Genomic DNA, 25,121 nt, shown 5'->3' with positions numbered 1-25,121 from the left:
GTATTAGCCGGTGGCGTTCCGATGCAGGCCGCCGCGACGGCCGGCCACGACATGTCGGCCCAAGAGCATCAGGCCGCTCAAGATCCCGACTAGCGCGACAGGGGCAAATGGCGTGATGGCCGCGATACCGGCCGCTGCCAGCAGAACCCGTTCGACCGGGGAAACCGGCTTGCTGGCGAAGGCCTCAACGGCAACCGCGATGGCCAAGGTTGCGACGATCCCGCCGACGACCGCCAGCACGTTGGAAACAGGGTCGGCCAGAAGCATCAAGGCCGGGTTCCAGACGAAGGCGAAAGGCACAAGGAAGCCGATCGAAGCCAGCTTCACCGACGTGAAAGCGATCTTGAACGGGTCCTCTCGCGCGATCGCTGCCGCCGAGAGCGCAGCCACCGCGATCGGGGGGGTCAGAGCCGACAGGATTGCGAAGTAGAGCAGGAACATGTGGCTTTGCAGAACGGCGTAGCCCAGCTGGGCCAAGGCGGGGCCGACCAGCACGGCCGCAAGGATATAAGCGCTCGGCGTCGGCATCCCGAGGCCTAGGATGATCGTCACCAGAGCGGCGATGAACAGCGTGAGTACAGGTTGCGCGTTGCTAATCACCAGGATCACGTTCGCGGCCTTCATCCCGAGGCCGGTCATGGACAGGCCGCCGATCACCAGCCCCGCGGCGGCGCAGGCGCCTGCCACTGGCAGGATGCGCAGCGTGGTCTCGCCCAGCCCCTCGATGATCTGCCAGAGAGACAGACGGGTCGCCTTGAGCAACATCGAAGCGGCGATGACGCCGGCCACGCCGATGCCGGCGGTGAAGGTCGGAGAATAACCCGCGAGCAGCGCGACCACGATGCCGATGATCGGCAGCAGGAATACCCAGCCGGTCCGGAATGTCTGCGCGACCGACGGCATCTCGTCCTCGGAGGGGCGCAGGTCGTCGCGCACCGCGCGCAGATGGACTTGGCTGAAGACGCCGAGGTAGTAGAGCAGCGCCGGTACCACGGCCGCGACGACGACCGCGTTGTAATCGACGCCGGTGTATTCGGCGAGGATGAAGGCGGCCGAGCCCATGATCGGCGGCATCGCGCTGCCACCGGTGGAGGCCGCGACCTCGACGGCGCCGGCGAAGCGAGCCGAATAGCCGAGCCGCTTCATGACCGGAATGGTGATCGAGCCCGTCGCCACCACGTCCGATGTCGGGCTGCCCGACATCGTGCCGTAAAGACCTGAGGAAATCACCGCGATCTTCGCGGGGCCACCACGGGTGCGCCCGGTCAGCAGCGCCGCGAGGTTGAAGAAGAACTCTCCCCCGCCTGCCTTCGACAGGAAGGTACCGAACATGACGAAAAGGAAGACATAGCTGGCGACAACCTGGATCGGCACTCCGAAGACGCCGTCCGTGGTGAAGACTAGGATGTCGAGCAGGTAGGCGAATTCATCCACCCCATGCCCGAAGGGCGGCGGCAGAAGATACCCGAACCAGTTGTATGCCAGAAAGGTCACGACCACGGTGGTGAGTCCAAGGCCAGTCGTCCGGCGCGTCGCCTCAAGCGTGAGAAGCAAGAGCGTGATGCCGAAAAAAAGTTGTGCGGGCGTGAACGGGTCCAGCAGGCTGATGCGGTCCGCGATGGTAGTCGCATTCACGAAAAAGAAGATACCCGAAGCTAGACTGAGCAGCGAGAGGATGATGTCGTAGAAGGGAATGTGGTCGGGCGCGTCGGGCGTGGCGCCGATCGCGGCGAACATGATCGCATAGATGCCGGAGACGAAGAGGATGCCCAGAACCAGCGGATCCGAGATAGTGAATAGATTCGCGTATATCACCCAGGCGGAGAAGACAGCGGCCACTACCACGATGGCGCGTTGTTGGCCGGCCGCAAGATCCCTTTTGCGACCGGTGGCGACTAGTGGCCCGATCATTGTGATAGCCCTGCCTCGCTGTAGGCGCGGGCGGCTCCGGTGTGAAACTCGAGCACGCTGGGCTTGGCAAGCAGCTCGGCCGTCAGAGATTGCATGGCGCTATGCACCGAACGTACCTCGTCCATGTTGTCGATTAGGGCGTTGGTCAGCGCATAGGCCTCTTCGTCGGACAAGGCGTCCGTAGCAACGAGCAGGGCGCCCAGCGTCACCGTGTTCACATCTACTTCCTGCTGCGAGTAGCTGCCGGCGGGGATGGTCATCTCTCCAGTGCCAAAACGCTCGTTCGTCGCCTCGATGATTTCCTGCGGAACCGAAAGCAGAACCACGTCGGCATTCTGGTCCACCGCGCGGAATGAGGAATGATTAATAAAGATTCCGTTGGTGATCATGTCGAGGCGGCCGTCCTGGATCAGCTCGCCCTGTTCGTTGGCGCCCGCGCGCACGAACTGGCCACCGGCTTCGGAAAGCGTCTCATCGGTGACGCCTGCAAGCTCCAGCATCATCAGGGCGATGTTCGAGGTGATGTTGCCCGAGCGGTTGATGCCGATGCGGATCGGTGCCCCGCTTCCCGCAATGTCGTCCAAGCTGTCGATGTCGTATTGTTCGGCCATGTCGCGATCGAGAAAGAAGTGCATGGGCGCCCAGTTGTACATGTAGCCGATGGCCCGCATGTTGGTAATGGGCTCGCGAAACGGTTCTTCGCCCTCCAGCGCAAGTTGCACCTCCGCGTCATGAACCAAACCGAGGTCGGTGCGCTGCGACCCCAACAAACCGATATTGGCGAACCCTCCTCCGGTCGCCTGATACGTCACCACTGCAGAGGGATCCGCAGCTTGCGCTGCACGGTCGACACCAGCGCCCAAAAGCGACCAGAGGCCGCCTGGATTACCACCAGACAAGGTTAGGTTCAGAGATTCTGCCTGAGCGGCCGTCGCCGAAGCGGCAAGGCTCACCGTCAGTGCAAGTGCCTTAAAGTGCATAATATTTCCTCCCGTGTGGCCCTGTGTCGCGCCTCTTCCTCACCCCTCTTCGCTTGGCATGCATGCCAGCAAAATGGTACGCGCAACATAGCTTAGACATCTATGTCTTAGCAGGCGCGAAGCAATCACGTCAATAGTTAGATTTCTTACGAAGTAGGGTTAGGGCTTCGGTAATGGGGGCCTCCCAGTCAAGGAGCATTGCGCAATAGCCCGGCTTCGCCGAGCAGGTCCTCAGGACCCTCTACGCCCTTCAGAAGTTCGTCCAACAGTTCCTTGGAGATCGTCATGCATGCTTCCTTTCGAAGAAGCATGGACCGGATCACTCATACACAGAAGATCTGACACTCTCTGTGGCGCCCATGGCCTCCTTTCCATAGGTGCTACGGCATCTAGTTCGCCGAGCAGCCTCGCAACCGCAACACCGCCGCTGGTCTTGCCCCCGTTTCGGCGGACACTCAGGCAGTTGCGGTTTGAGCTGCGATGAACTCGCGGGGCGAGCGCATCTTCAACCCTGAGTGCGGGTGATGGCTGTTGTAGTCCTCGAACCAGCCGTCGAGCAACTCGAGGACGGTGACGGCATCCGCCAGCGGCGTGATGTGGACGTAGTCGCGCTTCAGCGTCTTCACGAAGGCCTCCGCGATGCCATTGCTCTGTGGGCTCTTCACCGGCGTGTAGCAGGACTTCAGGCCCAGCTGTCGAGCGAAGATGCGGGTGTCCTTGGCGACGTAGGGCGAGCCATTGTCGCTGAGCATCTCGACAGGATGCGGCGCCCGATAGCCTCCGAAGCGGGCCTCGACGGCCTCCAGCATCATGTCGCGGATGTCCGAGCCGCTGATGCCGGCGTTCACCACGGCCCGCCAGGCGATGATCTCACGGTCATGCGCATCGATGATGAAGGCTCCTCGGACGACATCGCCGTTCCAACAGGTGAACTCGAAGCCATCCGAGCACCAGCGAATGTTCGAGCGCATGGTGATGACCTTGCCCTCATGCGTCTGCTCCGACCGCTCGGTGTATCTGCGCGCCAGCAGTAGGTCGTGCGCCTGCATGATGCGGTAGACCCGTTTGTGGTTCACCGGTGCCGCGCCATCGGCCCGAAGCCGTCGGTTCAGAACCGCCGCGATGCGCCTGTAGCCGTAGGTCGGTCGTGCCGCCACGATCGCCGAGAACAGCGGGAGGACCACCGCGTCTTGCGCTTTGTGATAGCGCCGACGCGCTTTCAGCACCCGTTCAGCCGTGCATTCAGGTTCGAGCGGGAGACGCCCAGCGTCTCAGCTACGGCCTTCACCGGGAACCGCCCTTGAGCTGCGACTGCGCGAGCCAGATCGGTTTTTTTAACCGCGACTTGTCCAGGGCTTCCTTGAGGATCTCGACCTCGAGCGTCTTACGCCCGAGTTGCCGCTCCAACTCGCGGATGCGCTCTTCCATCTGTCGGACAGCGCGGTTGCTGGTGACGTCGTCATCTCCGGACACGGCCACGGCTCCCCCATCCAACATCAGGCGCCGCCAACGATACAGCAGGTTTGCCGCTACGCCATTGCGGCGGGCGACCACCGAGATGCTGGCGCCATCTTCCAGCGTCTCCTCGACGATCCGAAGCTTCTCGGCCGAAGACCAGCGGCGTCTGCGGCCGCCATCGGTAATGATCTCGTAGTCAGACATAAGCATGTGCTTAGGCATATGCCTAAGCCTCCATCGTTATGCCTAAGTGTCCGGTCGAAACGGGGGCCAGTTCAGCCGCCTCACGGCTCATACGGTTCGACATGATCTGCGAGGCCAGTGGGATCAAGCACCGGCTGACCCAACCGCACTACCCCTAGACCAACGGACAAGTCGAGCGGATGAACCGGACGATCAAAGACGCCACGGTGAAGCGCTACCACTACGACGATCACGCGCAACTCGAACGCCACCTCGCCCTGTTTATCGACGCCTATATTACAGTCCGACGTCTGAAAACGCTCTAGGGGCTAACCCCGGCGCAATTCATCGGGCAAGAATGGCAGACTAACCCCGACCTATTCTACCAAGAGCCGTGCCACTTGATCTCGGGACCATACACTAGGCATTTCAGCAGCCCATCATCATGCAAGCCGAAGTTAGTGTCGACCGGTTCCTCTGACCCAGTTGGGAGCAGCCTGCCCTACCTCGTTTCGATAGCAGGACGCTTCAAACCGATCATCACCAGGTGTGTCGACCTGAAAATAAGTGAGTTTCTTTAAAAATCCACTCAGGTTCACGCCAAACGCGCACCAGGCCACTCGTGAGACGTGTCAGAACAGCAACAGCTTCGAATTTTCTTCAAGAAAAATTCGCCACTGAAATAAAGCCGAGGGACCAAGGATGCCGACAGCGCAAGGATCTCTGGCCCTCGAGGAGTAATGTGGGGTTTCAGAAACCGGTTTTTATGATTGCTTATGCTTCTGCACTCATGCAGTGATGTTGCCAACGCGGCAGAACTAGCGAGGCAATATGCAGTAATCGATGCCCTAGACGAGACGAGAGCCCAGACGGCGGCAACCATCTGAGCTCTCTCGTGTCCCAGGCTCTATGAAGAGAACCCTACATTCACCCTTTTCATAGCAGCGCCCCCAAACCCTCGGCAAGTCATTTTGACTGACCGAGCCTAAAAAAGTGCGCTCAAATGCAACTCGAACTCGACGCCTCACGCGGATATGCCGCGATCCCTGACGCTATTCACCACATCAAGATGAGTGATGGAGCATATCGGCTCCTGATCATCCTGTGTGCCCACGCTTCCCACGCTACAGGCCTCTGCGACCCTTCACACGCCTACCTTGCGCACCTCATGGGCAAAAGCAAAGCGAGCATCACCAACCACATGAAGGAATTGCGCGGGCTGGGTCTGATCGAGACGACCAGCAAGCCAGGGCGTGGTGGTGGAAATGGGAAGCTCGATATCCTCGTGACCTTCTGGGCGGCGTGGCGGAAGGCGGTTCGGGTCGCCGGCGAGGCCCGGCAGAAGGCAAAAGCGGGAAGCGCCCGCATTCAACAGAGTAAACGCGTAGGCGTTCAGCAGAATGAACGCGTATGTAAGAACCAAACAAATTATAACCATATACCCCCTGCCCCCATGACACATCACATCAAGGCGACACCTGCCGCGCAAGCTTCGCCGCAGGCGGAGTGTGTAATTAAAAAACTTGTTGAGGAGTGGATGGCGGCAAAGGGCAAGGAGCAATTTCCTCGCTTCGAGCGCGCTCCATCGCCTGATCTCGTCGCTGCTACGGAAGATCTGCTGAGACGCTATGAGGCACCGAGCACTGATACTGCAATGATACCGGCCGGTATCAAGGCTGAGATCAGCAGTCTCTGGACATCCCTCGGTGTCGCGGTCGATGCAAAGATGCTGGCTGTGCAGGAGAAGGCGATACAGTCGGCCCCTGCCCCAGCGAACTACCTTCGCCAATTCATCATCGTGGTGAAGTCTACGTGGAAAGATTACTGGCGGCAGCCCCCTACTGCACGGCACCTGTCTCAGATGCTGAATGACGCCGGACGCGCGATCCAGGCCACCCCCGATACCCTCGTGCGGCTCCTGCGGTCAGATATGAGTCGATACCGGAAATGCGCGGTCAAAGGGTTACTCCCGGCTTGAGCGATTACTGATACCGGCTGGTATCAAGTCGAGGCGCTGAACCGTGACCCACACACAACAACAATCACTCTGATACCGACCGGTATCACGCACCGAGATCGGCCAGAGTGGAAGAAACAGGATAAATGATGATGCAGGACATGCAGGACAACGCCGCCCTGATCGGTGCTGAGAAAGTAACAGGAGAGCGCCACGTGACACTCAAAGAATTCATCAACCGGCTGGCCAGCGGCATGGAAGTGGCAGAGAGCCGCCTCCAGCGCGAACTGACGCAGCGCAAACGGGTGGATCGGCGCTTCTCGCTTCGGGAAGTTGGTGAGCTATTCGGCGTCAGCGAGAAGTATATGGGCGCGGTCGCACAGATGCCTGAAACCGAGCGGACCTTCCCTGCCCCGGAGATCGTGAGCGGTTCTGGAGGTCGGACCTACGCCCTCCAAGATCTGCTGCTCATGCGCGCCCACCTGCAGACGCAGCAGTATCGGAAACGACCCTATCTCTACTGGCGGCAGCCCGGTGATCCGCTCCGGATCGTGACGTTCGGTGCGCAGAAAGGCGGTACGGGAAAGTCGCTCAGCGCCTCTCACTTCGCACAATACCTGACGCTGAACTATGGGCTGAGAGTGGGTGTGATCGACTGCGATCCGCAGGCCACCGCCACGCTCTATTTCGCTGATGCTGACAGTGAGATCCATACCGACGAAGCTTATACCGTCGCTCACTTCATGGGGGTGGATGACCCATCGAGCCTCGAGGATATCGAGCGCCCTGTCGAAGAAATGGACGCAATGTGGCAGAAGAGCCAGTGGCCGGGCCTCCGCTTCATTCCCGGTGGCGGCGACATTCCCTACGGGGATGTGAGCCTTTTCCTGTTGTCGAAGAAAGGCGTCGTAGTCCCCACGATCTTAAGAGATGCAATCCGTAGGTGGGACGAGGCATATGGGCCCCACACTACCTACGCTGACCTTCGGCGGGAGGATGGCAGCTTTGATACCGATCGGTATCAAGTGGCCCTTACCGAAACTGTCGACGTGATAATCATCGACCAGCAGCCTTCACTGTCTTTCATGCAGCTCAACGGTCTGGTGGCCGCGACATCGTTGATCGTGCCGCAAACGATGAAGTCCTTTGACTTAAGCACGCTCTCATCATACGCCGACAACATTCGCGAGTATCTCGATCTGATGCCCTTCGATGAGGAGAAGCCACTCGGCCGGCACGCGGTTCTCCCGACGATCGTTCAGGAAGCCAACGATCGTGACGTTCGCCAGATCGCGGATCTCTGGTCGCGGGAGCCGGACCTCTTCACCCAGGTCTGGTATAGCCGCTCGGACGCCGTGGCCAATGCAGCTGATGAGTTCAAATCGATCTATGAGTATGACGCACCCAGGGAGCGCCGAGCGTCTGCCCGCAGCTTCATGAAGACGGCCAACGCTGTGAACGATGCGCTCGTTGACTTGGCTTGGAATGGGGCGCTGCCGACCAAAGGACACGCGCAGAAATTCATCGAGGAGAAGTGGTAATGGGAAAGAGGTTCAACATGCCGGCGGCTCCCATGAGTGAGGAAGCTAAACTGGCAGAACTCGCTGAGATCGAGCGGCTGGGTATTAAGAAGAAAACGACCAAGGTCGGAGCTACCGCTCAGGAGATCCTCAAAGCCGAACTCGAAAGATCTAAAGCTGAAGTCGCCAAGCTTAGGGCTGAGCTCGACGCAGGGCAGGGGGATAGTGAGCAGAGCAGTCGTCTCAAAGATGCGGAGAAGCGCCTTAGCGATGCGACTTCAAGAGTCGAAGTCCATACACAAACGACAGCCAAGCGTATCATCTCTGGCATGATGTCGGTCGGTATCAATCCGGACCAAATCATCGATGAGGTCAACTCTGATCGACTGGATGGCTGGCTCGAAGACCCAGAGTTCGTAGCTCTTCGGGAGAACATCCGCCTGCGCGGCCAAACTCAACCCATTCGAGTACGCCCTGTCGACGCCCGCTGGCAACCCAGCCCGTCGTCTCCCGAAGCTATCGGCACAGACGACAAGTTCGTCGTCCAGTCAGGGCGACGACGCCTCGCTGTTTGCAAGGAGCTGGGTATTCCGGTGCTTGCTGTCATCGTGACTGATGCGGCGTCAGCGCTCGGTGGCGAAGGGATTGCCCTCAGCACCCGGGCTGCTGACCTTGAAGAGCGGTTCGCCGAGAATACGATGAGGCAGGATCTCTCTATGCTCGAGGAGCTTTTCTCGATCGGGGAGATCGCCAACCAGCTCCGTGAGGAGGGGATCGAACTCAGCCAGCGGGCGCTGGCCGAGCGACTCGGTGTCACCCAGCCGAAAGTCTCCCATGCGCACCGGTGCCTTGCGAACCGAGAGAGGATCCTCGCAGAACTCGGGCGGGATGCCACTTGGGATCAGGTGAGAGAATGGTGCGCCAATCAGCAGAAGGAGGCTGGTGTCGCGAAGGGTAGGGTACCCGAGAACGCGCAGGTGGCGGCTAAGCGCACCCCGATCAGATTCAACCTCCCGGGCGCTGGTCTTGTTGTGGTAGCCCACAAGGGGAAGAAGATGACTGTGGCCGCGAAGGGTGTCCACGTCCCGCCACACCGGGAGGCGGAATTCCAAGAGCGGCTTCAAGGCCTCCTCGTGGACTATATCGGCAACCCCGAAGTGGAGTGATATCGGCCGGTATCACCAAGGTGATATTTGACCGTCCAAGCTCAAGGTTGGCTTTCCAATGCTATCCTTGAGCTTCTTTTATCCAGCAATATTAGATGCTTGATTGTTAACTGCCGCCCACTCTGAACTTAAACTTACGATCCCGAGGACTCTATACTTAGGAACAAGGGAGAGCCAGCATGAGCAAGTTGATCGCAATCTACTAGAGAACGGGTTAGCAGACGCACGAACTGGTAGTCTTCGATCCTGCTGCCTACAAGCAAGCTAAGCGCATCGCCGATGAGAGCACAGCCGAGGCTCAGGCCGCCTAGGTCGTGACCGAGGGTGGCGCGCAGGTCGTTCGGGCCAGCTGGAGCGGGCGATTTTGGCGGCGATTTCGGACGTGTCCGGCATGCCACTGGGCGTAGCACGCTCATGTCCGATAAGATGGGTTATCGGATACGACCGGGAGCAGCTGCAAAAAGGGTGCGGAGCAGAACGGTGCAACTCCCCCGACTGATCTTGTCGCTGCGGAAGTCTCGGATTGCACCGGTTGCTGACGTTCAGAACGAAGAGCGGCCCGCGGCAGACATTCTGAGCAAATCGGCTAATTGTCTGTCTTGGCGCATTGCGTTGTGCAGGCCGCTGGCGTCTGTGCCGCTGCAGACAGATCATGTGGGGTGATTTGGATCGACCCAAAGCACTTCCTCGACGACTTCGGCCGGCTCGATGTCGAGGTTGACCACGACCGGTTCTTGGTCCGACCGCACGACAACGCACGCCAACGGCTCATCAGTCGAGGCATTGATCTCTTGGTGGGGGACGAAAGGTGGCACGTAGATGAAATCGCCCGGGTCTGCCTCAGCGACGAACTCCAACCGCTCTCCCCAGCGCATCCGAGCTTTTCCACGCACAACATAGATTACGCTTTCAAGATGCCCGTGATGATGTGCGCCAGTCTTCGCATTGGGCTCCACGTCGACTGTCCCGGCCCAAATCCTCTGCGCCCCGACGCGCGCGAAATTGACTGCGGCAGCACGATCCATCCCCGGAGTCTGTGGTGTATTGTGGTCCAAGCTATCTGCTTTGATCACGCGGACTCCAGATTGCTTCCAACCATCTTGCGGGGTGGCACCTGGCATCATCTGTCCTCCCAGGTCACAGCTGTTCTATGAGGCTATCACAGTTGACCAGAGCTATGCCCGAATTTGGGTGACGCGCTTTGATCAGGCGGCGCGGTTCTTGGCGTCGAGGACGCCGTCGGTGAATTTGACGCCCTCGATCACCATTGGCAACTGGTTGGCGCCCTTCAGGCGACGCCACCCCTTCGCGGCGGCTTGCACGAGCTTGTAGACCATCAGCCGAGCCGTCTTCTGGGATAGCGCACCTTTCGTGCGGACGGTGCGGTGCCTGACGGTGGCGAACACGCTTTCAATGGGGTTCGAGGTCCGCAGATGATCCCAGTGCGCGGCGGGAAAATCATAGAACGCCAACAGCGCCTCGCGGTCCTTGGTCAGGCAGGTTGCGGCCTTGTGGTATTTCGCGCCGTATTTCTCGACGAAGACGTCCAGCGCAGCCTCGGCGGCGACACGGGTCTCGGCCTGCCAGATCTCGCGCAGGTCGGCTTTGACGGCGGGCTGGAGGGACTTGGGGACCTTGTTCAGCACGTTCGACGTCTTGTGAACCCAGCAGCGTTGGTGCCTGGTGCTGGGGAATACCTCGTCGAGCGCCTTCCAGAACCCGAGCGCGCCGTCGCCGACAGCGATCTCGGGCGCGCAGGTCAGGCCACGCGCCTTGAGGTCGACTAGCAGCTCGCGCCAGCTCTGCGCGCTCTCGCGCATGCCGACCTGAAAGCCCACGAGCTCTTTCTTTCCTTCCGGCGTCGCGCCGATGAGAACCAGCATGCATTCGGCCTGCGGCTCCATTCGGGCCTGGAGATAGACGCCGTCGGCCCAGACATAGGCGTAACGACGCGCGGCGAGGTCGCGGCGCTGCCAGCGCCCATACTCCGTTTCCCATTCACCGGTCAGGCGCGCCAGCACGCCAGGCGACAGGTTCGGGGCGTTCTCGCCGAGCAGGGCCGCGAGCGCCTCCTGGAAGTCCCCGGTCGAGATGCCGCGGAGGTAGAGAACCGGCAACAGCGCGTCCAAGCTGCGCGAGCGCCGCGCCCACCTCGGCAGGATCGCGGATGTGAACCGGATCTTATCCGCTTCGTTCTCCGCTGACCGATCCCGGACCTTCGGCCGCCTGATTGCGAGCCCGCCGATCCCGGTCTGGATCTCACGCTCGGGGCCGTAGCCATGCCGAACCACGCGCTGGCGCCCATCTGGCAGGCGGGTTTCGGCAAGCTCTGCGACGAAGGCATCCGCCTCCGCCCGCAGGGCCGCAGCCAACATCCGGCGCGCCCCCTCACGGGCGATCTCGGTCAGGGGATCGTCCAGCGAATGGGGCTGACGAAGCGGGATGATGTCAGTATCGTTCTTCATGGCGTATCGCTCCTTCGGGAGGTTCTGGCAGGCTTCAGCACCCGCCACGATACGCCGCCTTCTCAGGCCGCATCACCCATTTTCAGCCATAGCTCCGTCTTCTGGCGCAGGTCGTTTAATAGGCAAGAATGCCATTCGAGAACATAAGGGGTATAAAATACCATGTGTAGTGTTGTTATGCGGGTGTTCTGTCTATATATTGATTGCAGGGCAAGTTGATTGGGGGAGGCAGTTGCACGAGCTCGTAGAGAAGGAGACCGATATGCCCCTTGATGACACTGCACCTGGCCTTGACGCTTTGCTACTCGGAACGGCACTTGAGCTCGAACTCAGCGATCGAGATCATCGAGTTGCCGAGAGACGCTATCGATTGATCCCTGAGCATCTGCAACGGCCCGCCAGCCCGCTGCGTCCCCACATGGACAATGCGCTGGTATACGCACAAGGCTCGCGAGCGATCGGCGCGACCATCATCGACGGGGCAACGGACGACCGTTTCGATCTCGATGCCATCTTGGAGTTCAGGCGGCCCGCAGGGTGGTCGATTTCGGATGTGCTGGACGAGTTGTTCACGGCGTTTCAGGGGTTCCCCGACGTTCAAGATATCGAGCGCTGCACGCGGTGCATTCAGCTCAAGTTCGCATTCATGCATCTGGATGTGACCCCGATGGACCCTCACAGAGAGCCTCGTCCGCTTCGCTCTGGCGTGATTTACCACAGCCCGGACGACGGCGACGATCTGCTCTTCCCGGCCAACCCCTATGGCTTTGCCGATTGGTTCCAGAAGCAGGTAGCCCTCCCGAGCCGCGCCTTCAGTGACCACGTGAAGGCAATGCGGGCGAATATGGGGATCAGAGATCGCTTAATCACCAGATCGATCATGGCTGATGCGGATATCGATGCCCTGCCGGCGCCTCGAAATCCTCTTCGAGACGCCCCCCAGGTGATCGCGCTCAAACTAATGAAGCGCTACCTGAACCTGCGCTACGCAAAGCGTAGACTGAAGCGCCCCATCTCGATCTACCTGTCCAAAATCGCGGCATTGGTTTCGCCGAACGAGAACGGCCTGTGCGCTCAGCTGGAGAGCTATGCGCTCGACCTCGAGCGCCGGGTCCACACGTCCTTGGTCACCGGCGTTCCGCTTGACGAGAAGAACCCGGCCCCGCCATACGAGGACTTCAACGATCGCTGGCCGGCCAGCAACGAAGATCTGCGTGTCTTTCGTGATGACCTCCAGCACCTCATCGCCGAGCTCGCGCGGGCCCGATCGTCGAGCTTCACCGAGGTCCGCAGAATTTTCGATGAACTCTTCGGGGAACGGGTCAGTGAGAAGGCTGTCCGCTCCTACCTCGATAGCCATCGCGGATTGTCCATCCCGAGCGCCTTCGAGCCCGCGAAGGGCTTCGTGGCCGCCCCCGCCCTGCTGACACCAGCCAGCCCGAAGGCGGCGCCGACGTCCAAAGCACCTGCGCATCACTTCCACTCCGGTTGCCTGCCGAAATGAAAACGACCAAGCGATCGAAATCGCGGGAGGCACAAGTCGAGCGTATGCGGAAGGTCTGGCCGGTGCTGAAGCCGTTGACCGTGTTCGCGGACGGTCAGGTAGCCTGGATCGGCCCGGTCCGTGGCTTCCAGATGAGCTACAAGGTGGTCGTCGTCTGGAACCCCGCCAAGACAATTTCTCCACTGGTGTTCGTCCGCCAGCCCACCATCGCGCCTCGGCCCGGAGCCGACTGGATCGATATACCGCACCTGCTCTACGACCCGGGATCGCCCAAGGACTCCGCGCTCTGTCTGTTCGACCCGGAGCAGAACGAGTGGCGCAGCTCGATGTGGATCTCCGACACGATCGTCCCTTGGGCTTCGGAATGGCTGCATCACTACGAGCTCTGGCATTTTGACGGAGTGTGGCGCGGAGCCAATGCTCCCGGGCCCATCTCGATCGGGGCCGGCATGAACCGTTCTGAGACCCGCTTATCCACGAGAAAAAGCAGCTAATAGACCAAGACTCTGATTTAGCTTAGCTTTTCCGCCATATCGCCGCATTTTGCGCGATTTTCCAGGTTTCTTCTTCGCCGAACACCCGCCGGGCCAACATTGCTCGGTTGGCGGAACGAGCGGAGAGCCCTGATGATCACCGAACTGAAGTCGATCCCTGACATCTGGAAGCGGATGCCGAGCGAGATGCACGCGCGACGCTTCCTGGAGGGTATCATATGGTCGACCGGCAGGCACTGTCCGCATTGCGGGTCGGCGACCTCGTCGGCGCTGCGCGGAAGGACCTGCCGACCGGGGCTCTACCAGTGCCGAGACTGCCGTCTCCAATTCACGGTCACCACGCTCACCCCGATGCACGGCACCAAGCTCGACTTGCGTATCTGGATCTGCGCGATGTTCCTGGTGCTCACATCGAGCAAGGGCATATCCTCGGTCGTGATGGCACGGCTGCTCGGCGTGAACCAGAAGACCGCGTGGAAGATGGGGCACGCCATCAGGGAAATGATGGACGACCGGAACGCCGAGCTGCTGCCGCTGGAGGACATCGTCGAGGTGGACGAGGCGTATGTCGGGGGAGCCCCTAAATCCCTGTCAGAGGCCTATAATCCACGCGGCAAGGGCACTGGGAAGCCGATGATCTTCGTGGCGGCCTCTCGCGATGGGCAGACACGCGCCAGGGTCGTTTCCGATGACAAAAGGGCGACGCTCGAGCCGGTTCTCCTGGAGTGGATCGACCCCGAGACGACGAACCTGATGACCGATGGAAGCAAGAGCTACCGGGGTCTGGGACAGACGATGGCCGACCACCAGTATGTGATCCACAGCCAGAAAGAGTATGCCAACCCGGAGACCGGCGCCCACGTGAACACGGCTGAGGCAGTGATCTCCCAGGTGCAGCGCGCTTTGGTCGGGGTCTACCACAACCTCGGTCGACAGCACCTCCAGCGATACCTCGACGAGATTGTCTGGCGGTGGAACCATCGCGACCCGGTCCGGGAAGTGGTCAAGCAATGGACTACGAAGGCCGGCATCGACCGGGAGAAATCGACGACAATCTGGAAGCCGATCCCTGTGGCCGACCAGATGCGCGTCTTGCTTCAGGGGGCGGTCGGAAAGCAGATCCGCCGCTCGAAGGAATACGGGCTATACTGGCCGTAGCCTGAAGTGCGCATCCCTCCACGGTCCGAACTCGTAGGCTCATCTCACCAGCAGGATCGGCACCTTACAGGTGCGGATCATCTCGAGGCTCGTCGAGCCCACGAAGAGCGACCGCAGACGGGAATGCCCCGAGGCCCCCATGACGAGATGATCGACCCCGGCCTCGTCGATGAGCTTGCCGAGGGCCTCCTCCGGCTGGCCGGGAAGGATGCCCGTCTCCGCCTCGAGCCCGGCGGCCAGGAGCAGAGCCTTCGCGTCCTCAATCCCTTTCTTCGTCGCCTCCGTTTCGGACCCGACCGTGACGATCCTGATCCCGAGCCCCGCATAGAGCGGAGAGCGCGCCACGTAATCGACCGCACGCATGGCGCTCGCGCTGCCGTCGTAGGCGATGAGCACCTTGCCGATCGGGCGGAATGCCCGGGACGCGATGAACAGAGGCTTCGACGCGGCACGGACCACGCGCTCCAGGTTCGAGCCGAGGTGCCCCTTTGCAAAGTCGGCGGCCTCGCCGCGTTTGCCGATCAGGATCATCTCGGCACCGCCTTCCTTCTCGGAGATCGCCTCGATCAGATCCCCGTGGCGCAGGTGCTCCGTCGCACGGACACTCGCGTCGTCGAGAAGCGCCTTTGCGTCCTCGAGGATGGCACGGCCGCGCGTAAGGGCCAGTTTCGCGCGCTGCTCATCGAGACTGGACAGCTCCTCCAGTAGGGCGCTGCGTGCGCCGAGGGAGATTGCGCCGGAGAGGTCCGATCCCGCGCCACTCTCGCGCCGACCGAGCACGTGCATCAGCTCGACCGCATAGTCGCCGCATCCGGCGATCCATGCGGCGTGGTCGCAGACGCTCCTCGAGTAGGCGGAGCCGTCTACCAGGGCGATAATCTTCTTGGTCATGACGTCTCCTCCCTCAATGCGCCATCAGCTTGTCCATCGCGCCGGGCTTGTCGTGCACGGCAAGCCTGTCGACGATGGTTTCGGACGCTTCATTCATGCCGACGATCTCGACTTCAGAGCCATCCCTGCGGAACTTGAGCACGGCCATGTCGAGGGCAGCAACTGAGGAGATGTCCCAGATATGCGCGCGGCTCACGTCGATCACCACGCGGTCAGCGGCCTCCTTGAAGTCGAAGGCGTCCATGAAATCCTCCGCCGAGGCGAAGAAGAGCTGCCCCTCGACATGGTAGGTCCGCACGCGCCCGTCCTCAGACAGGGACGAGGAGACCCGGAACAGCTGCGCAATCTTGCCCGCGAAGAACAGACCCGACAGCAGCACGCCGACGAGCACGCCGATGGCGAGGTTGTGGGTGTAGACCACGACCGCCACCGTCGCGAGCATGACGATGGACGAAGACCGAGGGTGCGTCTTCAGCTGTTTGATCGAGGACCAGGAGAAGGTGCCGATCGAGACCATAATCATGATTGCCACGAGCGCGGCCATCGGAATCTGCGCCACGAGTTCGCCAAGCGGGACCACCATCAAGAGCAAGAAGACACCGGCCGCGAAGCACGAGAGCCGTCCGCGGCCGCCGGATTTGATGTTGATCATCGACTGCCCGATCATCGCGCAGCCGGCCATGCCGCCGATAAAGCCCGTCGCCGTGTTGGCGAGGCCCTGGCCGATACACTCCTGGTTCCGGTCCGACCCCGTGTCCGTCAGATCGTCGACGATATTCTCGGTCATCATGCTCTCGAGCAGCCCGACGACGGCCACCGCCGCCGAATAGGGTAGTATGATCGCGAGCGTCTCGAGATTGAGCGGAATGTCTGGGATCAGGAAGACCGGCAGCGTGTCGGGCAGCGCGCCCATGTCGCCGACGGTGCGGACGTCCCAGCCCATGACCATCACCACTGCCGTCAGGAGGATGATCGTCACCAGCGGCGAGGGCACGGCCCGAGTGAGATAGGGAAAGAGGTAGATAATCCCGAGGCCGGCCGCGACCAGCGGATAAGTGAGCCAAGGCACCCCCGTCAGTTCCGGGATCTGCGCCATGAAGATCAGAATGGCGAGCGCGTTGACGAAACCCGTCATCACCGAGCGCGAGACAAAGCGCATCAGGTGCCCCAGCCGCGCGAAACCGGCAGCGATCTGGAGAAGGCCGGCGAGCACCGTGGTCGCCAAGAGGTATTCGAGGCCGTGGTCGGCGACGAGTGTCACCATCAGCACAGCCGTGGCGGCTGTCGCAGCCGAGATCATGCCCGGCCGGCCGCCGGCGATGGCAGTGACGACGGCAATGGAGAACGAGGCGTAGAGACCCACCTGGGGGTCCACGCCGGCAATGATCGAGAAGGCAATCGCTTCGGGAATGAGGGCGAGCGCGACGACGATGCCGGAGAGCAGATCGCCGCGCACGTTACCGAGCCATTGGCGTCGGTAGGCGTCGAGGTTCATGTTTAAGTGTTCCGTTCCTGTCCGGTTCGGCGGCTATGCCGCACCGGTCATCTTTGCAGATAATCTTGGTTGGCCCGGCGGATCGGCGGCCGGGAGAGCCACCCAGGGATCGCACCCCGGGTCCAGATGATTGGATCGCAGATAGCGGGTGGCCTCCCAGAGTGCAACCAGATCAACCCACTCGGGATCATACGGAGAAGAGGCCGACAAGGATCGCGGCTGCCTTCAAGGGCGCGCGCAAAGGCACGCACGGCAGCGCGAATGGTCTCCGTTTTCGAGAGGACTTATTCTGGATTTCACGGATTTGGTGATCTGCTTTCTTTGGTGGATAAGCGGGTTCTGAGAAGGAGCTGCGGAATGTCTCGGGGGCATAGCCCAAAGCCAGTGACGCGTATGGTTGTGTGGGGACGAGCCGCAGGTCGATGCTCCTACCCCAACTGCGGAAAGCAGCTCGATGGTGACTTGATTACCGGAGACCTGCGAAAGAACCATGCCCTTCTTGCGCACATTGTTGCCTCCGATCCGAAAGGGCCGAGGGGTGATCAGGTATTGTCACTTCAACTCTCGGACGACCCGGACAACCTCATGCTGATGTGTGCGGTTCATCACGACGAGATCGACGACAGAAACAAGTTGGACATCTATACCGTCGAGACGCTGCTGGACATGAAGCGGCGACACGAAGAAAGAATTGCCAGGGCCCTTGAATTCCCTCACGCGCCACGGGCACACATCCTTCGAATCTCGGCAGCAATTGGCGACAACGAGACAGCCATCCCTCGCCAAGATTGTGCACGAGCCATGATCCCACAGTTCGTTATCGCGGATCGAAATCCGATCGACATCTCGATCCGAGGGCTCGAGCACAAGGATTCCGACCGAAACTACTACGACACCGAGCTGACCAACCTCCACAGGGTCTACGACCGAGAGATCCGGGGTCGCTTCAGGGACGGCGAACTGGAGCATCTTGCCGTATTCGGTTTCGCGCCCATCCCCTTGCTCATGGAACTCGGCCGATTGCTATCCGACCTCAGCGACGTCACGGTTTTCGGTAGGCATCGCGGGCCTCATCCAAGCTGGGTTTGGCCGAACGACTCTCCGGATATCTCGTTTGAAAGACGGAAGGGCAATTCTGCGCACAAGCAGGTAGCGCTGAAGCTCGCCGTTTCGGCGGAGATTCCAGACAGCCGCGTGACGTCGGTGCTCGGCGAAGATGTCTCGATCTGGGAAATTCGCAGTTCTGAATTTGGCACAAGCGTGCTGCGCAGTCAGTCTGTGCTGAGTGACTACAGAAAGCTCGCTGGTCGGGTATTCGACGAAATCAAGACAGAGCATGGACCGGACGCTTGCGTGTCTGTCTTTCCGGCCGTGCCCACCACCTGCGCTATTGAATTCGGGCGTGTCTGGCAGCCGAAGGCCCATCCGCCTTTCAACGTTTACGATGAAACACCATCGGGCTTCATACGGCGGCATAGGATTGAATAACCCCGTGCCTTGTGAACGCCTTTTTCGCTAATTTTGAGGCAAGGAGGCCATGATGAGCAGCAGCAGGTTCGGCGACGAGTTCAAGCAGGACGTGGTCGCGCAGATCACCGAGCGAGGCTACCCGGTCAGGGAGGTGCCATAGCGGCTCGGGGTCAGCCCGTATTCGCTCTATGCCCGAAAGAAGAGGCTCGCGAAGGCGTCATCAGGCGAGGCGGAAAAGGCACCGAGATCCGGCGCCTGAAGAAGGAACTGGCGCGGGTTCCGTGTCCGTCGTCAGATGATCTGGGACACGGTGGCCTGATGTCGAATGGAGGGTCTGGCTCGTTCGGGTTTCGGTTCATGCCGCCGTCTGGCGATGCAGCGAACGGCGCTTTTCGATCGTCCTGGCTTTGATCTCCTTTCGTCGATTGAGGATGGTGTCGGCCCCGCCGAGATAGACGTCGACAGGGGCGAGATTGCGGAGGCTCTCGTGGTAGCGGTGATGGTTGTAGTGGTCGACGAAAGCCGCCACGGCTTCTTCGAGCGCCCCGGGCAGGTAGTAGTTCTCGAGCAGGATGCGGTTCTTCAGGGTCTGGTGCCAGCGCTCGATCTTGCCCTGGGTCTGGGGGTGGTTCGGGGCGCCGCGCACATGGTCCATGCCCTTGTCACCGAGCCAACCGGCCAGCTCCCCGGAGATGTAGCTGCTGCAATTGTCGCTGAGCAGCCGGGGCCGGTGGGCGACGGTGGACCGATCGCAGTCCGAGGCGACCAAGGCATCTTCCAGCGTCGCGGTCACATCCGCCGCCTTCATCGTTGTGCAGAGCCGCCAGGCGACGACGTAGCGGCTGTAGTCGTCGAGGATGGTCGAGAGGTAAAACCAGCCCCAGCCGATGACCTTCAGATAGGTGAAGTCGGTCTGCCAGAGCTGGTTGGGCCGGGTTGTCTTCTCGTGGAACTCGTTCGCTGCCTTGATCACCACGAAGGCGGGGCTGGCGATCAGGTCGTGGGCCTTCAGAACCCTGTAGACGCTGGCCTCGGACACGAAGTAACGCCGGGTGTCGGTGAAGCGGGCGGCGAGCTCCCGGGGTGACAGCTCGGGCTGCTCCAGGGCCAGATCGACGATCTGCTTGCGCACCTTGTCGGGAATCCGGTTCCAGACCCGGCTCGGTCGCGAGGGCCGGTCCTCGAGCCCGGCGGGGCCCGGCGACAGATAGCGGTCATACCAGCGGTAGAAGCTCGCGCGCGGCACGCCGATCATGTCGAGCGTCCGCTTCGCCGGCAGGTGTGACCGCTCCACCTGCCGGGTGATCTCGAGCTTCTCGGAAGCGGGATATCTCATGCCTCGTCTCCCCCATCCCCGAGCATGCTTTTTTTGAGCAGGCGGTTCTCCAGGGTGAGATCGGCCACTGCCTCCTTCAGTGCCGAGGCCTCGTGCCGCAGCTCCTTGACCTCGGGGCTGGTGGCCTGACGGGCCGTGTCGCCCGCGAGCCGCTTCTTGCCGGCCTCGAGGAACTCCTTCGACCAGCTGTAGTAGAGGCTCGTGGCGATTCCCTCGCGCCGGCAGAGTTCGGCATTCGCCATTGTCGCTTGGACCGATGGCGCGACATGGCTCACTGTCCTCGCCGCGCAGCCCATCCAGAACAATGCGGATCTTTTCCTCGGCCGAATGGTGCTTCCGGGTGCGCCGACGGATGTCCTTCACCAGCGACTGCGCTATCGATCGGCATGTGGGCGGCCTTCAGCCGATTTTCCAGATCCGGGCTTGACAGCAGATTTCCCGATTCCCACATGCGCCTCGGGGATGCCGGAGGCGGGTCCCCGGGTAGTGGACAGACGGAGGTTCGGCGCATCGCGGCCTTCCCGTCGACTGCCGATCTGGCGGCGGTGCCATGAGGCGCGCCGGCCGACAGCAGTGCTCCGCCCTGCAACCTGCCTTTCCGGGACATCCTCGCATCGATCGATCGTGCGCCGCCGCGGCGCGTGCTGCCGCGGCCCCGCGATCCGACAGATGGACGCCACAGGAAAGGAGGAGACCAATGCTTCAGACATCCTTTGCGCCCTTCGGCATGGCGGACCCCTTTGCCGACATGCGGCGGATGCAGCGCGACATGAACCGCATGTTCGATGGGCTCGGCACGGCACCGCGTGACGGCCACCCCGCGATCAACTTCTGGGCCGGGGAGGACAGCATCGTGCTGACCGCCGAGCTTCCGGGGCTGTCACAGGACGATATCGAACTCACCGTGAAGGACGGCATCGTCACGCTGTCGGGGCACTATCCCGAGCCGCAGACCGGGGAGGACGCGACATGGCATCGCCGCGAGCGCCCGCAGGGGCGTTTCTCCCGCAGCATCGAACTTCCGTTCCGCATCGCCCCCGACCGGGTCGAGGCCCGGTTCGCGAACGGGGTGCTGACGGTGGAGATGCAGCGCCCCGAGGAGGACAAGCCCAAGCGCATCGAGATCAAGTCGTCCTGACATCGCAGGAGAAAGGAGGAGAACATGGCACAGGAAGTTGCGCGTCAGGAAGGACGCGAGATGGCCGAAACCGGCAAGGACCGCATGGCGATGAGCTTCACCCCGGCGGTCGACATCTTCGAGACGAACGGCACCACCGTGATCATGGCCGACATGCCCGGCGTCGCGCCCGAGGATGTCGACGTGACGCTCGAGCGGCAGGTGCTGACGCTTCAAAGCAAGGTGCGGCCGCACGCCCCTGAGGGCTACCGGCGGCTGTCGACCGAGTACCGCGAGGGCGACTACGTCCGGGTCTTCACCCTGTCTGACGAGGTCGACCAGTCGAAGATCAAGGCCGATTTCAAGCACGGCGTGCTGCGGCTCGAATTGCCACGCGCGCCCGAGGCCAAGCCGAAGAAGATCAAGGTCAGGGCGAACTGACGTCCTGACCCGAACCTAGGAGGAAAAACGACATGCATATCAGCGATCTCATTCCCTGGGGTCGTGAGAAACCCAAGACCCCGGCCAATGGCGATGGCGGCACCACCAGCCCGCTCGCCATGCTGCAACGCGACATCAACCACGTGTTCGAGGAGTTCTGGCACAAGGTCGATAACGGTCGGAACGGCCAGCGCGGCCCGATCGGCCTGTTCGGTCCCAGCGCCGACGTCACCGAGACCGATAACGGCATCGAGGTGGCGGTCGAACTACCCGGCATGAATGTCGAGGATGTCGACATCTCTCTGTCCGGCGACGTGATGACGATCCGAGGCGAGAAGAAGGTCGAGTACGAGGAAAAGCGCAAGGGCGTCTATCTGTCCGAGCGCTCCTTTGGTGCCTTCGCGCGCACCATTCCGCTGCCGCCGGGGGTCGATGCCGACAAGGCCGAGGCGCGCTTCGAAAAAGGCGTGCTCAAGGTCAGCCTGCCGAAGACCGCCGAGGCGCAGGCGCGCGTCAAGCGCATCCCCGTCAAGGCCGCCTGAGCCCGTTCGGGCGGCCGGTGGCGACCGGGCGCCCAGCTCGCTTCATTAGTCAAGGAGGAGACGATGCCCGGTCCCGTGCCCAGCCCCTGGATCGCTCTGCGTCGCTGGCTGGCGGCGCTCTGCATGACGTTGCTGGCCGCCAACCCCATGGTGGCCCAGACGCCCGATCGCCCGCTGTTCCTGAATGATGACGGCCTGCCGACCCTCGCGCCGCTTCTGGCCGAGGTGACGCCCGCCGTGGTCAACATCTCGGTCGAGACGCGACAGGACGTGGAGAGCAACCCGCTCTTCGCCGATCCCTTCTTCCGGCGCTATTTCGACTTGCCGCCGATGCCCCAGCCCTCGCCACGCCAGCAGATGAGTGCGGGTTCGGGCGTCATCGTCGACGCCGAGGAAGGCTACGTGCTCACCAATCACCACGTCGTCGCGGAGGGCGACAGGATCGTGGTTACGCTGAAGGACCGCCGCCGCTTCGAGGCGGAGCTGGTCGGCAGCGATCCCGGTACCGACATCGCGCTTTTGCAGATCGAAGCTGAGGATATCGCCGAGCTGGAACTCGGCGACAGCGACCGTCTGGAGGTGGGGGACTACGTGCTCGCCATCGGCAACCCGTTCGGGCTGGGTCAGACCGTCACATCCGGCATCGTCAGCGCGTTGGGGCGCAGCGGCCTCAACGTCGACGGCTACGAGGACTTCATCCAGACCGATGCCTCGATCAATCCTGGCAACTCGGGCGGGGCACTAGTAACGCTCGACGGGCGGCTCGTCGGCATCAACACCGCGATCATCGCGCCCTCTGGCGGCAATGTCGGCATCGGATTCGCCGTTCCGGCCAATATGGCCCACGCCGTGATGGATCAGCTGGTCGAGTTCGGCGAGGTGCGGCGCGGCCAGCTCGGCGTGATGATTCAGGATTTCACACCGGACCTCGCCGAAGCGCTGGGGATCGAGGCTGGACTCGGTGCGGTGGTGACGCAGGTGGAACCCGGCAGCGCCGCCGAGGAGGCAGGGCTGGAGCCCGGCGACCTGATCGTCTCGGTCGATGGCCGCCCGGTCGCGGGCTCGGCCGACCTGCGCAGCCAGATCGGCCTGAAGCGGATCGGCAGCCCGGTCGAGCTGGAGGTGATCCGCGACGGTGATGCGGTGACGGTCGAGGCCGAGTTGCGCGAGGGCGGGCTGGTCGCCTCGCTCACGGATGATCGGGCGATGGATCGGCTGTCAGGCGCAGAGCTGCGTGACCTGGAGCCGGGTGATCCGATGTTCGGCGGCGAACCGGGTGTGCTGGTGGCGCGGGTCGATCCCGGCAGCCGCGCGGCGCGGTCGGGGTTGATGGCTGGCGACGTGATCCTTGCGGTGAACCGTGCCCCGGTCGGATCGCTGGTCGAGCTGCGCCGGCAATTGGCAGGGGTCGAAGGGGCGCTCGCATTGACGGTCCAGCGCGGCTCGGCCCGGATCTTTCTGGTGATGCGCTGAGCCCCAAGCAGGAAAGGAGGTCTGACATGGAAGAGCTCGAGATCAAAAAGGACGAAGCCAATACCGATACCCAGGAGCCGCAGATCGATGCAGCGGTGCAGCCTACCGAGGGCACCGGGGCGGACCACACCGCAACGGTGAACGAGAAGATCGCGGACCTGACCGATCGCTGGAAGCGCGCCATGGCCGAGGCCGAGAACGCTCGCAAGCGCGCCGAGATCGCCCGCGTCGAAGGGCGCGATCACGGCATCGCACTCGCCATAGAGGCCTTGGCGCCTGGCTTCGACGCCTTGGCGCTCGGGATCGAGGCCGCGCGGTCCGGACCGGATACCAAGGACGAGCGCGTGGCGCAGCACCTCGAAGGGCTGGAGCGCATCCGGGCCTGTTTCGAGACCGCGATGAAGGCCCTCGACGTGCGTATCATTGCGCCCGAGGACACGGGTTTCGACCCGGTCCATCACGAGGCCATCGATACCCGGGTCGAGGACGGCGTCGAGGCCGGGCGGGTGCTGGTGCTGCACCGGCCGGGCTACGCCATCGGCCGGCGGCTGATCCGCCCCGCCCGGGTGACGGTCAGCGCCGCGCCGGGACGGCAGGAGGGCTGAGCCATGCTGAGGCTGGCGTTGTTCCTTGGCACGAACCTCGCGGTGCTCCTCGTGCTGTCGCTGGCCTTCCGGGTGCTGGGGATCGAGGGGCTGCTCGCCGCGAACGGCGTCGATCTCGATCTCACGGCGCTGCTGGTATTCGCTGCGGTGATCGGCTTCGGCGGTTCGCTCGTCTCGCTGGTGCTGTCGAAGCCGATGGCCAAAGCGACGATGCGGGTGCGGGTGATCGAAGCCCCTCGCAATCCGACCGAGCGCTGGCTGTTGCAGACCGCACGGGATCAGGCGCTGCGCGCCGGGATCGCGATGCCCGAGGTCGGCATCTTCGATCACCCGTCGCCCAATGCCTTCGCCACCGGCTGGCGGCGCGACGCGGCGCTGATCGCGGTGAGCACCGGCCTGCTTGCCCATATGCGGCAGGAGGAGGTGGAGGCCGTGCTCGGCCATGAGGTCGCTCATGCCGCGAATGGCGACATGGTGACGCTGGCGCTGATCCAAGGGGTGGTGAACACTTTCGTGGTGTTCCTGTCGCGACTGGCTGGGTTCCTGGTCGACCGGCTCGTGCTACGGGTCGAGCGCGGCCATGGGCCGGGCTACTGGATCGTCTCGCTGGTGACCGAGATGGTGCTGGGCGTGCTGGCGACGGCGATCGTCATGTGGTTCTCGCGCTGGCGAGAGTTCCGCGCGGACGCCGGCGGGGCCGCGCTGGCCGGGCGCGACAACATGATCGCCGCGCTGGAGCGGTTGCGGCACTTACGGCACGCCCCACCGCTACCCGACGAGATGCGCGCCATGGCCTTCGACGCGGGCCGCGTGCAGGCGCTCTTCGCCAGTCACCCGCCGCTGGAGGCGCGGATCGCGGCGCTGCGGGCGCGCGCCCATGGCGCCTCCCTCCACCGCGGCGGCGGACGACGTGCGCGACTTTGACGAGGTGTTCGGTCTGTTCGACCGTTCGGAG

At 62.2% G+C, this 25,121-nt stretch carries 19 protein-coding genes, 4 pseudogenes and 1 other annotated feature; of the genes and pseudogenes, 15 read left to right on the top strand and 8 right to left on the bottom strand.

What is annotated here, in order from left to right:
- Positions 1-3 precede the first annotated feature (3 nt).
- The 3 genes and pseudogenes from T8T21_RS19950 to T8T21_RS19940 all read right to left on the bottom strand — a co-directional run bounded on the left by T8T21_RS19950 (position 4) and on the right by T8T21_RS19940 (position 4,571).
- Entirely contained in the window at positions 4-1,911 is a 1,908-nt protein-coding gene (locus tag T8T21_RS19950) for a TRAP transporter permease (protein ID WP_322338207.1), read from the bottom strand.
- Positions 1,908-2,891, bottom strand: a complete 984-nt coding sequence (locus T8T21_RS19945; protein WP_322338206.1) for a TAXI family TRAP transporter solute-binding subunit — start codon at positions 2,889-2,891, stop codon at positions 1,908-1,910. The genes T8T21_RS19950 and T8T21_RS19945 overlap by 4 nt, the downstream gene beginning before the upstream one ends.
- 455 nt (positions 2,892-3,346) lie before the next feature.
- A pseudogene (locus T8T21_RS19940) lies at positions 3,347-4,571 on the bottom strand (IS3 family transposase).
- Between the two features lie 77 nt (positions 4,572-4,648).
- Between T8T21_RS19940 and T8T21_RS19935 the strand changes: the two are divergent.
- From T8T21_RS19935 to T8T21_RS19920, 4 genes and pseudogenes are all read left to right on the top strand, one after another.
- Positions 4,649-4,951 (top strand): annotated as a pseudogene (locus T8T21_RS19935) (integrase core domain-containing protein); the annotation flags it as partial.
- Positions 4,952-5,535: 584 nt separating this feature from the next.
- Positions 5,536-6,510 (top strand): helix-turn-helix domain-containing protein, encoded by a 975-nt coding sequence (locus T8T21_RS19930; RefSeq protein ID WP_322338205.1) that lies wholly within the window; start codon positions 5,536-5,538, stop codon positions 6,508-6,510.
- Between the two features lie 125 nt (positions 6,511-6,635).
- Complete coding sequence (locus T8T21_RS19925) at positions 6,636-8,030, top strand: ParA family protein (RefSeq protein WP_322338204.1); 1,395 nt, start codon at positions 6,636-6,638, stop codon at positions 8,028-8,030.
- Positions 8,030-9,175 (top strand): ParB N-terminal domain-containing protein, encoded by a 1,146-nt coding sequence (locus T8T21_RS19920; RefSeq protein WP_322338203.1) that lies wholly within the window; start codon positions 8,030-8,032, stop codon positions 9,173-9,175. The genes T8T21_RS19925 and T8T21_RS19920 overlap by 1 nt, the downstream gene beginning before the upstream one ends.
- Positions 9,176-9,825: 650 nt before the next feature.
- Here T8T21_RS19920 and T8T21_RS19915 read toward each other — a convergent pair.
- Both T8T21_RS19915 and T8T21_RS19910 read right to left on the bottom strand, forming a co-directional pair.
- On the bottom strand, positions 9,826-10,296 hold the full coding sequence (locus T8T21_RS19915; RefSeq protein ID WP_322338202.1) for a cupin domain-containing protein: 471 nt from the start codon (positions 10,294-10,296) through the stop codon (positions 9,826-9,828).
- An 84-nt stretch (positions 10,297-10,380) separates the two neighbouring features.
- Positions 10,381-11,640 (bottom strand): IS256 family transposase, encoded by a 1,260-nt coding sequence (locus T8T21_RS19910; RefSeq protein WP_322337585.1) that lies wholly within the window; start codon positions 11,638-11,640, stop codon positions 10,381-10,383.
- A 262-nt stretch (positions 11,641-11,902) separates the two neighbouring features.
- Between T8T21_RS19910 and T8T21_RS19905 the strand changes: the two genes are divergently transcribed.
- From T8T21_RS19905 to T8T21_RS19895, 3 genes are all read left to right on the top strand, one after another.
- Positions 11,903-13,144, top strand: coding sequence for a nucleotidyltransferase domain-containing protein (locus T8T21_RS19905; protein WP_322338201.1), 1,242 nt, complete (start codon positions 11,903-11,905; stop codon positions 13,142-13,144).
- Positions 13,141-13,638: a hypothetical protein gene (locus tag T8T21_RS19900; protein WP_322338200.1), complete on the top strand. Its 498-nt coding sequence runs from the start codon at positions 13,141-13,143 to the stop codon at positions 13,636-13,638. The genes T8T21_RS19905 and T8T21_RS19900 overlap by 4 nt, the downstream gene beginning before the upstream one ends.
- Positions 13,639-13,770: 132 nt before the next feature.
- Positions 13,771-14,796, top strand: a complete 1,026-nt coding sequence (locus T8T21_RS19895; protein ID WP_322336323.1) for an IS1595 family transposase — start codon at positions 13,771-13,773, stop codon at positions 14,794-14,796.
- A 39-nt stretch (positions 14,797-14,835) separates the two neighbouring features.
- Here T8T21_RS19895 and T8T21_RS19890 read toward each other — a convergent pair whose 3' ends face one another.
- Positions 14,836-15,687: a universal stress protein gene (locus tag T8T21_RS19890; protein ID WP_322336322.1), complete on the bottom strand. Its 852-nt coding sequence runs from the start codon at positions 15,685-15,687 to the stop codon at positions 14,836-14,838.
- Positions 15,688-15,700: 13 nt separating this feature from the next.
- Complete coding sequence (locus T8T21_RS19885) at positions 15,701-17,182, bottom strand: SulP family inorganic anion transporter (protein WP_322336321.1); 1,482 nt, start codon at positions 17,180-17,182, stop codon at positions 15,701-15,703.
- Between the two features lie 68 nt (positions 17,183-17,250).
- Positions 17,251-17,309: a sequence feature (sul1 is cis-regulatory element that is thought to sense ions involved in sulfur or methionine metabolism; They are found in Alphaproteobacteria), on the bottom strand.
- A gap of 335 nt (positions 17,310-17,644) precedes the next feature.
- Here T8T21_RS19885 and T8T21_RS19880 point away from each other — a divergent pair.
- A complete protein-coding gene (locus T8T21_RS19880; RefSeq protein WP_322338199.1) occupies positions 17,645-18,670 on the top strand; it encodes an SAVED domain-containing protein in 1,026 nt (341 codons plus the stop codon).
- 49 nt (positions 18,671-18,719) lie between these two features.
- Positions 18,720-18,931 (top strand): annotated as a pseudogene (locus tag T8T21_RS19875) (transposase); the annotation flags it as partial.
- Between the two features lie 76 nt (positions 18,932-19,007).
- Here T8T21_RS19875 and T8T21_RS19870 read toward each other — a convergent pair.
- Positions 19,008-20,366 (bottom strand): annotated as a pseudogene (locus T8T21_RS19870) (IS3 family transposase).
- A 319-nt stretch (positions 20,367-20,685) separates the two neighbouring features.
- Between T8T21_RS19870 and T8T21_RS19865 the strand changes: the two are divergent.
- The 6 genes from T8T21_RS19865 (at position 20,686) to htpX (ending at position 25,090) form a co-directional block, all read left to right on the top strand.
- Positions 20,686-21,126: an Hsp20/alpha crystallin family protein gene (locus T8T21_RS19865; protein WP_322338198.1), complete on the top strand. Its 441-nt coding sequence runs from the start codon at positions 20,686-20,688 to the stop codon at positions 21,124-21,126.
- Positions 21,127-21,150: 24 nt separating this feature from the next.
- A complete protein-coding gene (locus tag T8T21_RS19860; protein WP_322338197.1) occupies positions 21,151-21,546 on the top strand; it encodes an Hsp20/alpha crystallin family protein in 396 nt (131 codons plus the stop codon).
- Between the two features lie 32 nt (positions 21,547-21,578).
- Positions 21,579-22,088, top strand: coding sequence for an Hsp20/alpha crystallin family protein (locus tag T8T21_RS19855; protein ID WP_322338196.1), 510 nt, complete (start codon positions 21,579-21,581; stop codon positions 22,086-22,088).
- 63 nt (positions 22,089-22,151) lie between these two features.
- Positions 22,152-23,561: a DegQ family serine endoprotease gene (locus T8T21_RS19850; RefSeq protein ID WP_407660156.1), complete on the top strand. Its 1,410-nt coding sequence runs from the start codon at positions 22,152-22,154 to the stop codon at positions 23,559-23,561.
- Positions 23,562-23,587: 26 nt separating this feature from the next.
- Positions 23,588-24,166: a nucleotide exchange factor GrpE gene (locus T8T21_RS19845; protein WP_322338195.1), complete on the top strand. Its 579-nt coding sequence runs from the start codon at positions 23,588-23,590 to the stop codon at positions 24,164-24,166.
- 3 nt (positions 24,167-24,169) lie between these two features.
- Entirely contained in the window at positions 24,170-25,090 is a 921-nt protein-coding gene (gene htpX, locus T8T21_RS19840; RefSeq protein WP_322338194.1) for a protease HtpX, read from the top strand.
- Positions 25,091-25,121 lie beyond the last annotated feature (31 nt).

It is taken from the genome of Limimaricola variabilis (assembly GCF_034371605.1).
Classification (GTDB): domain Bacteria; phylum Pseudomonadota; class Alphaproteobacteria; order Rhodobacterales; family Rhodobacteraceae; genus Limimaricola; species Limimaricola variabilis.
This window is presented reverse-complemented; position numbering and strand designations above follow the sequence as displayed.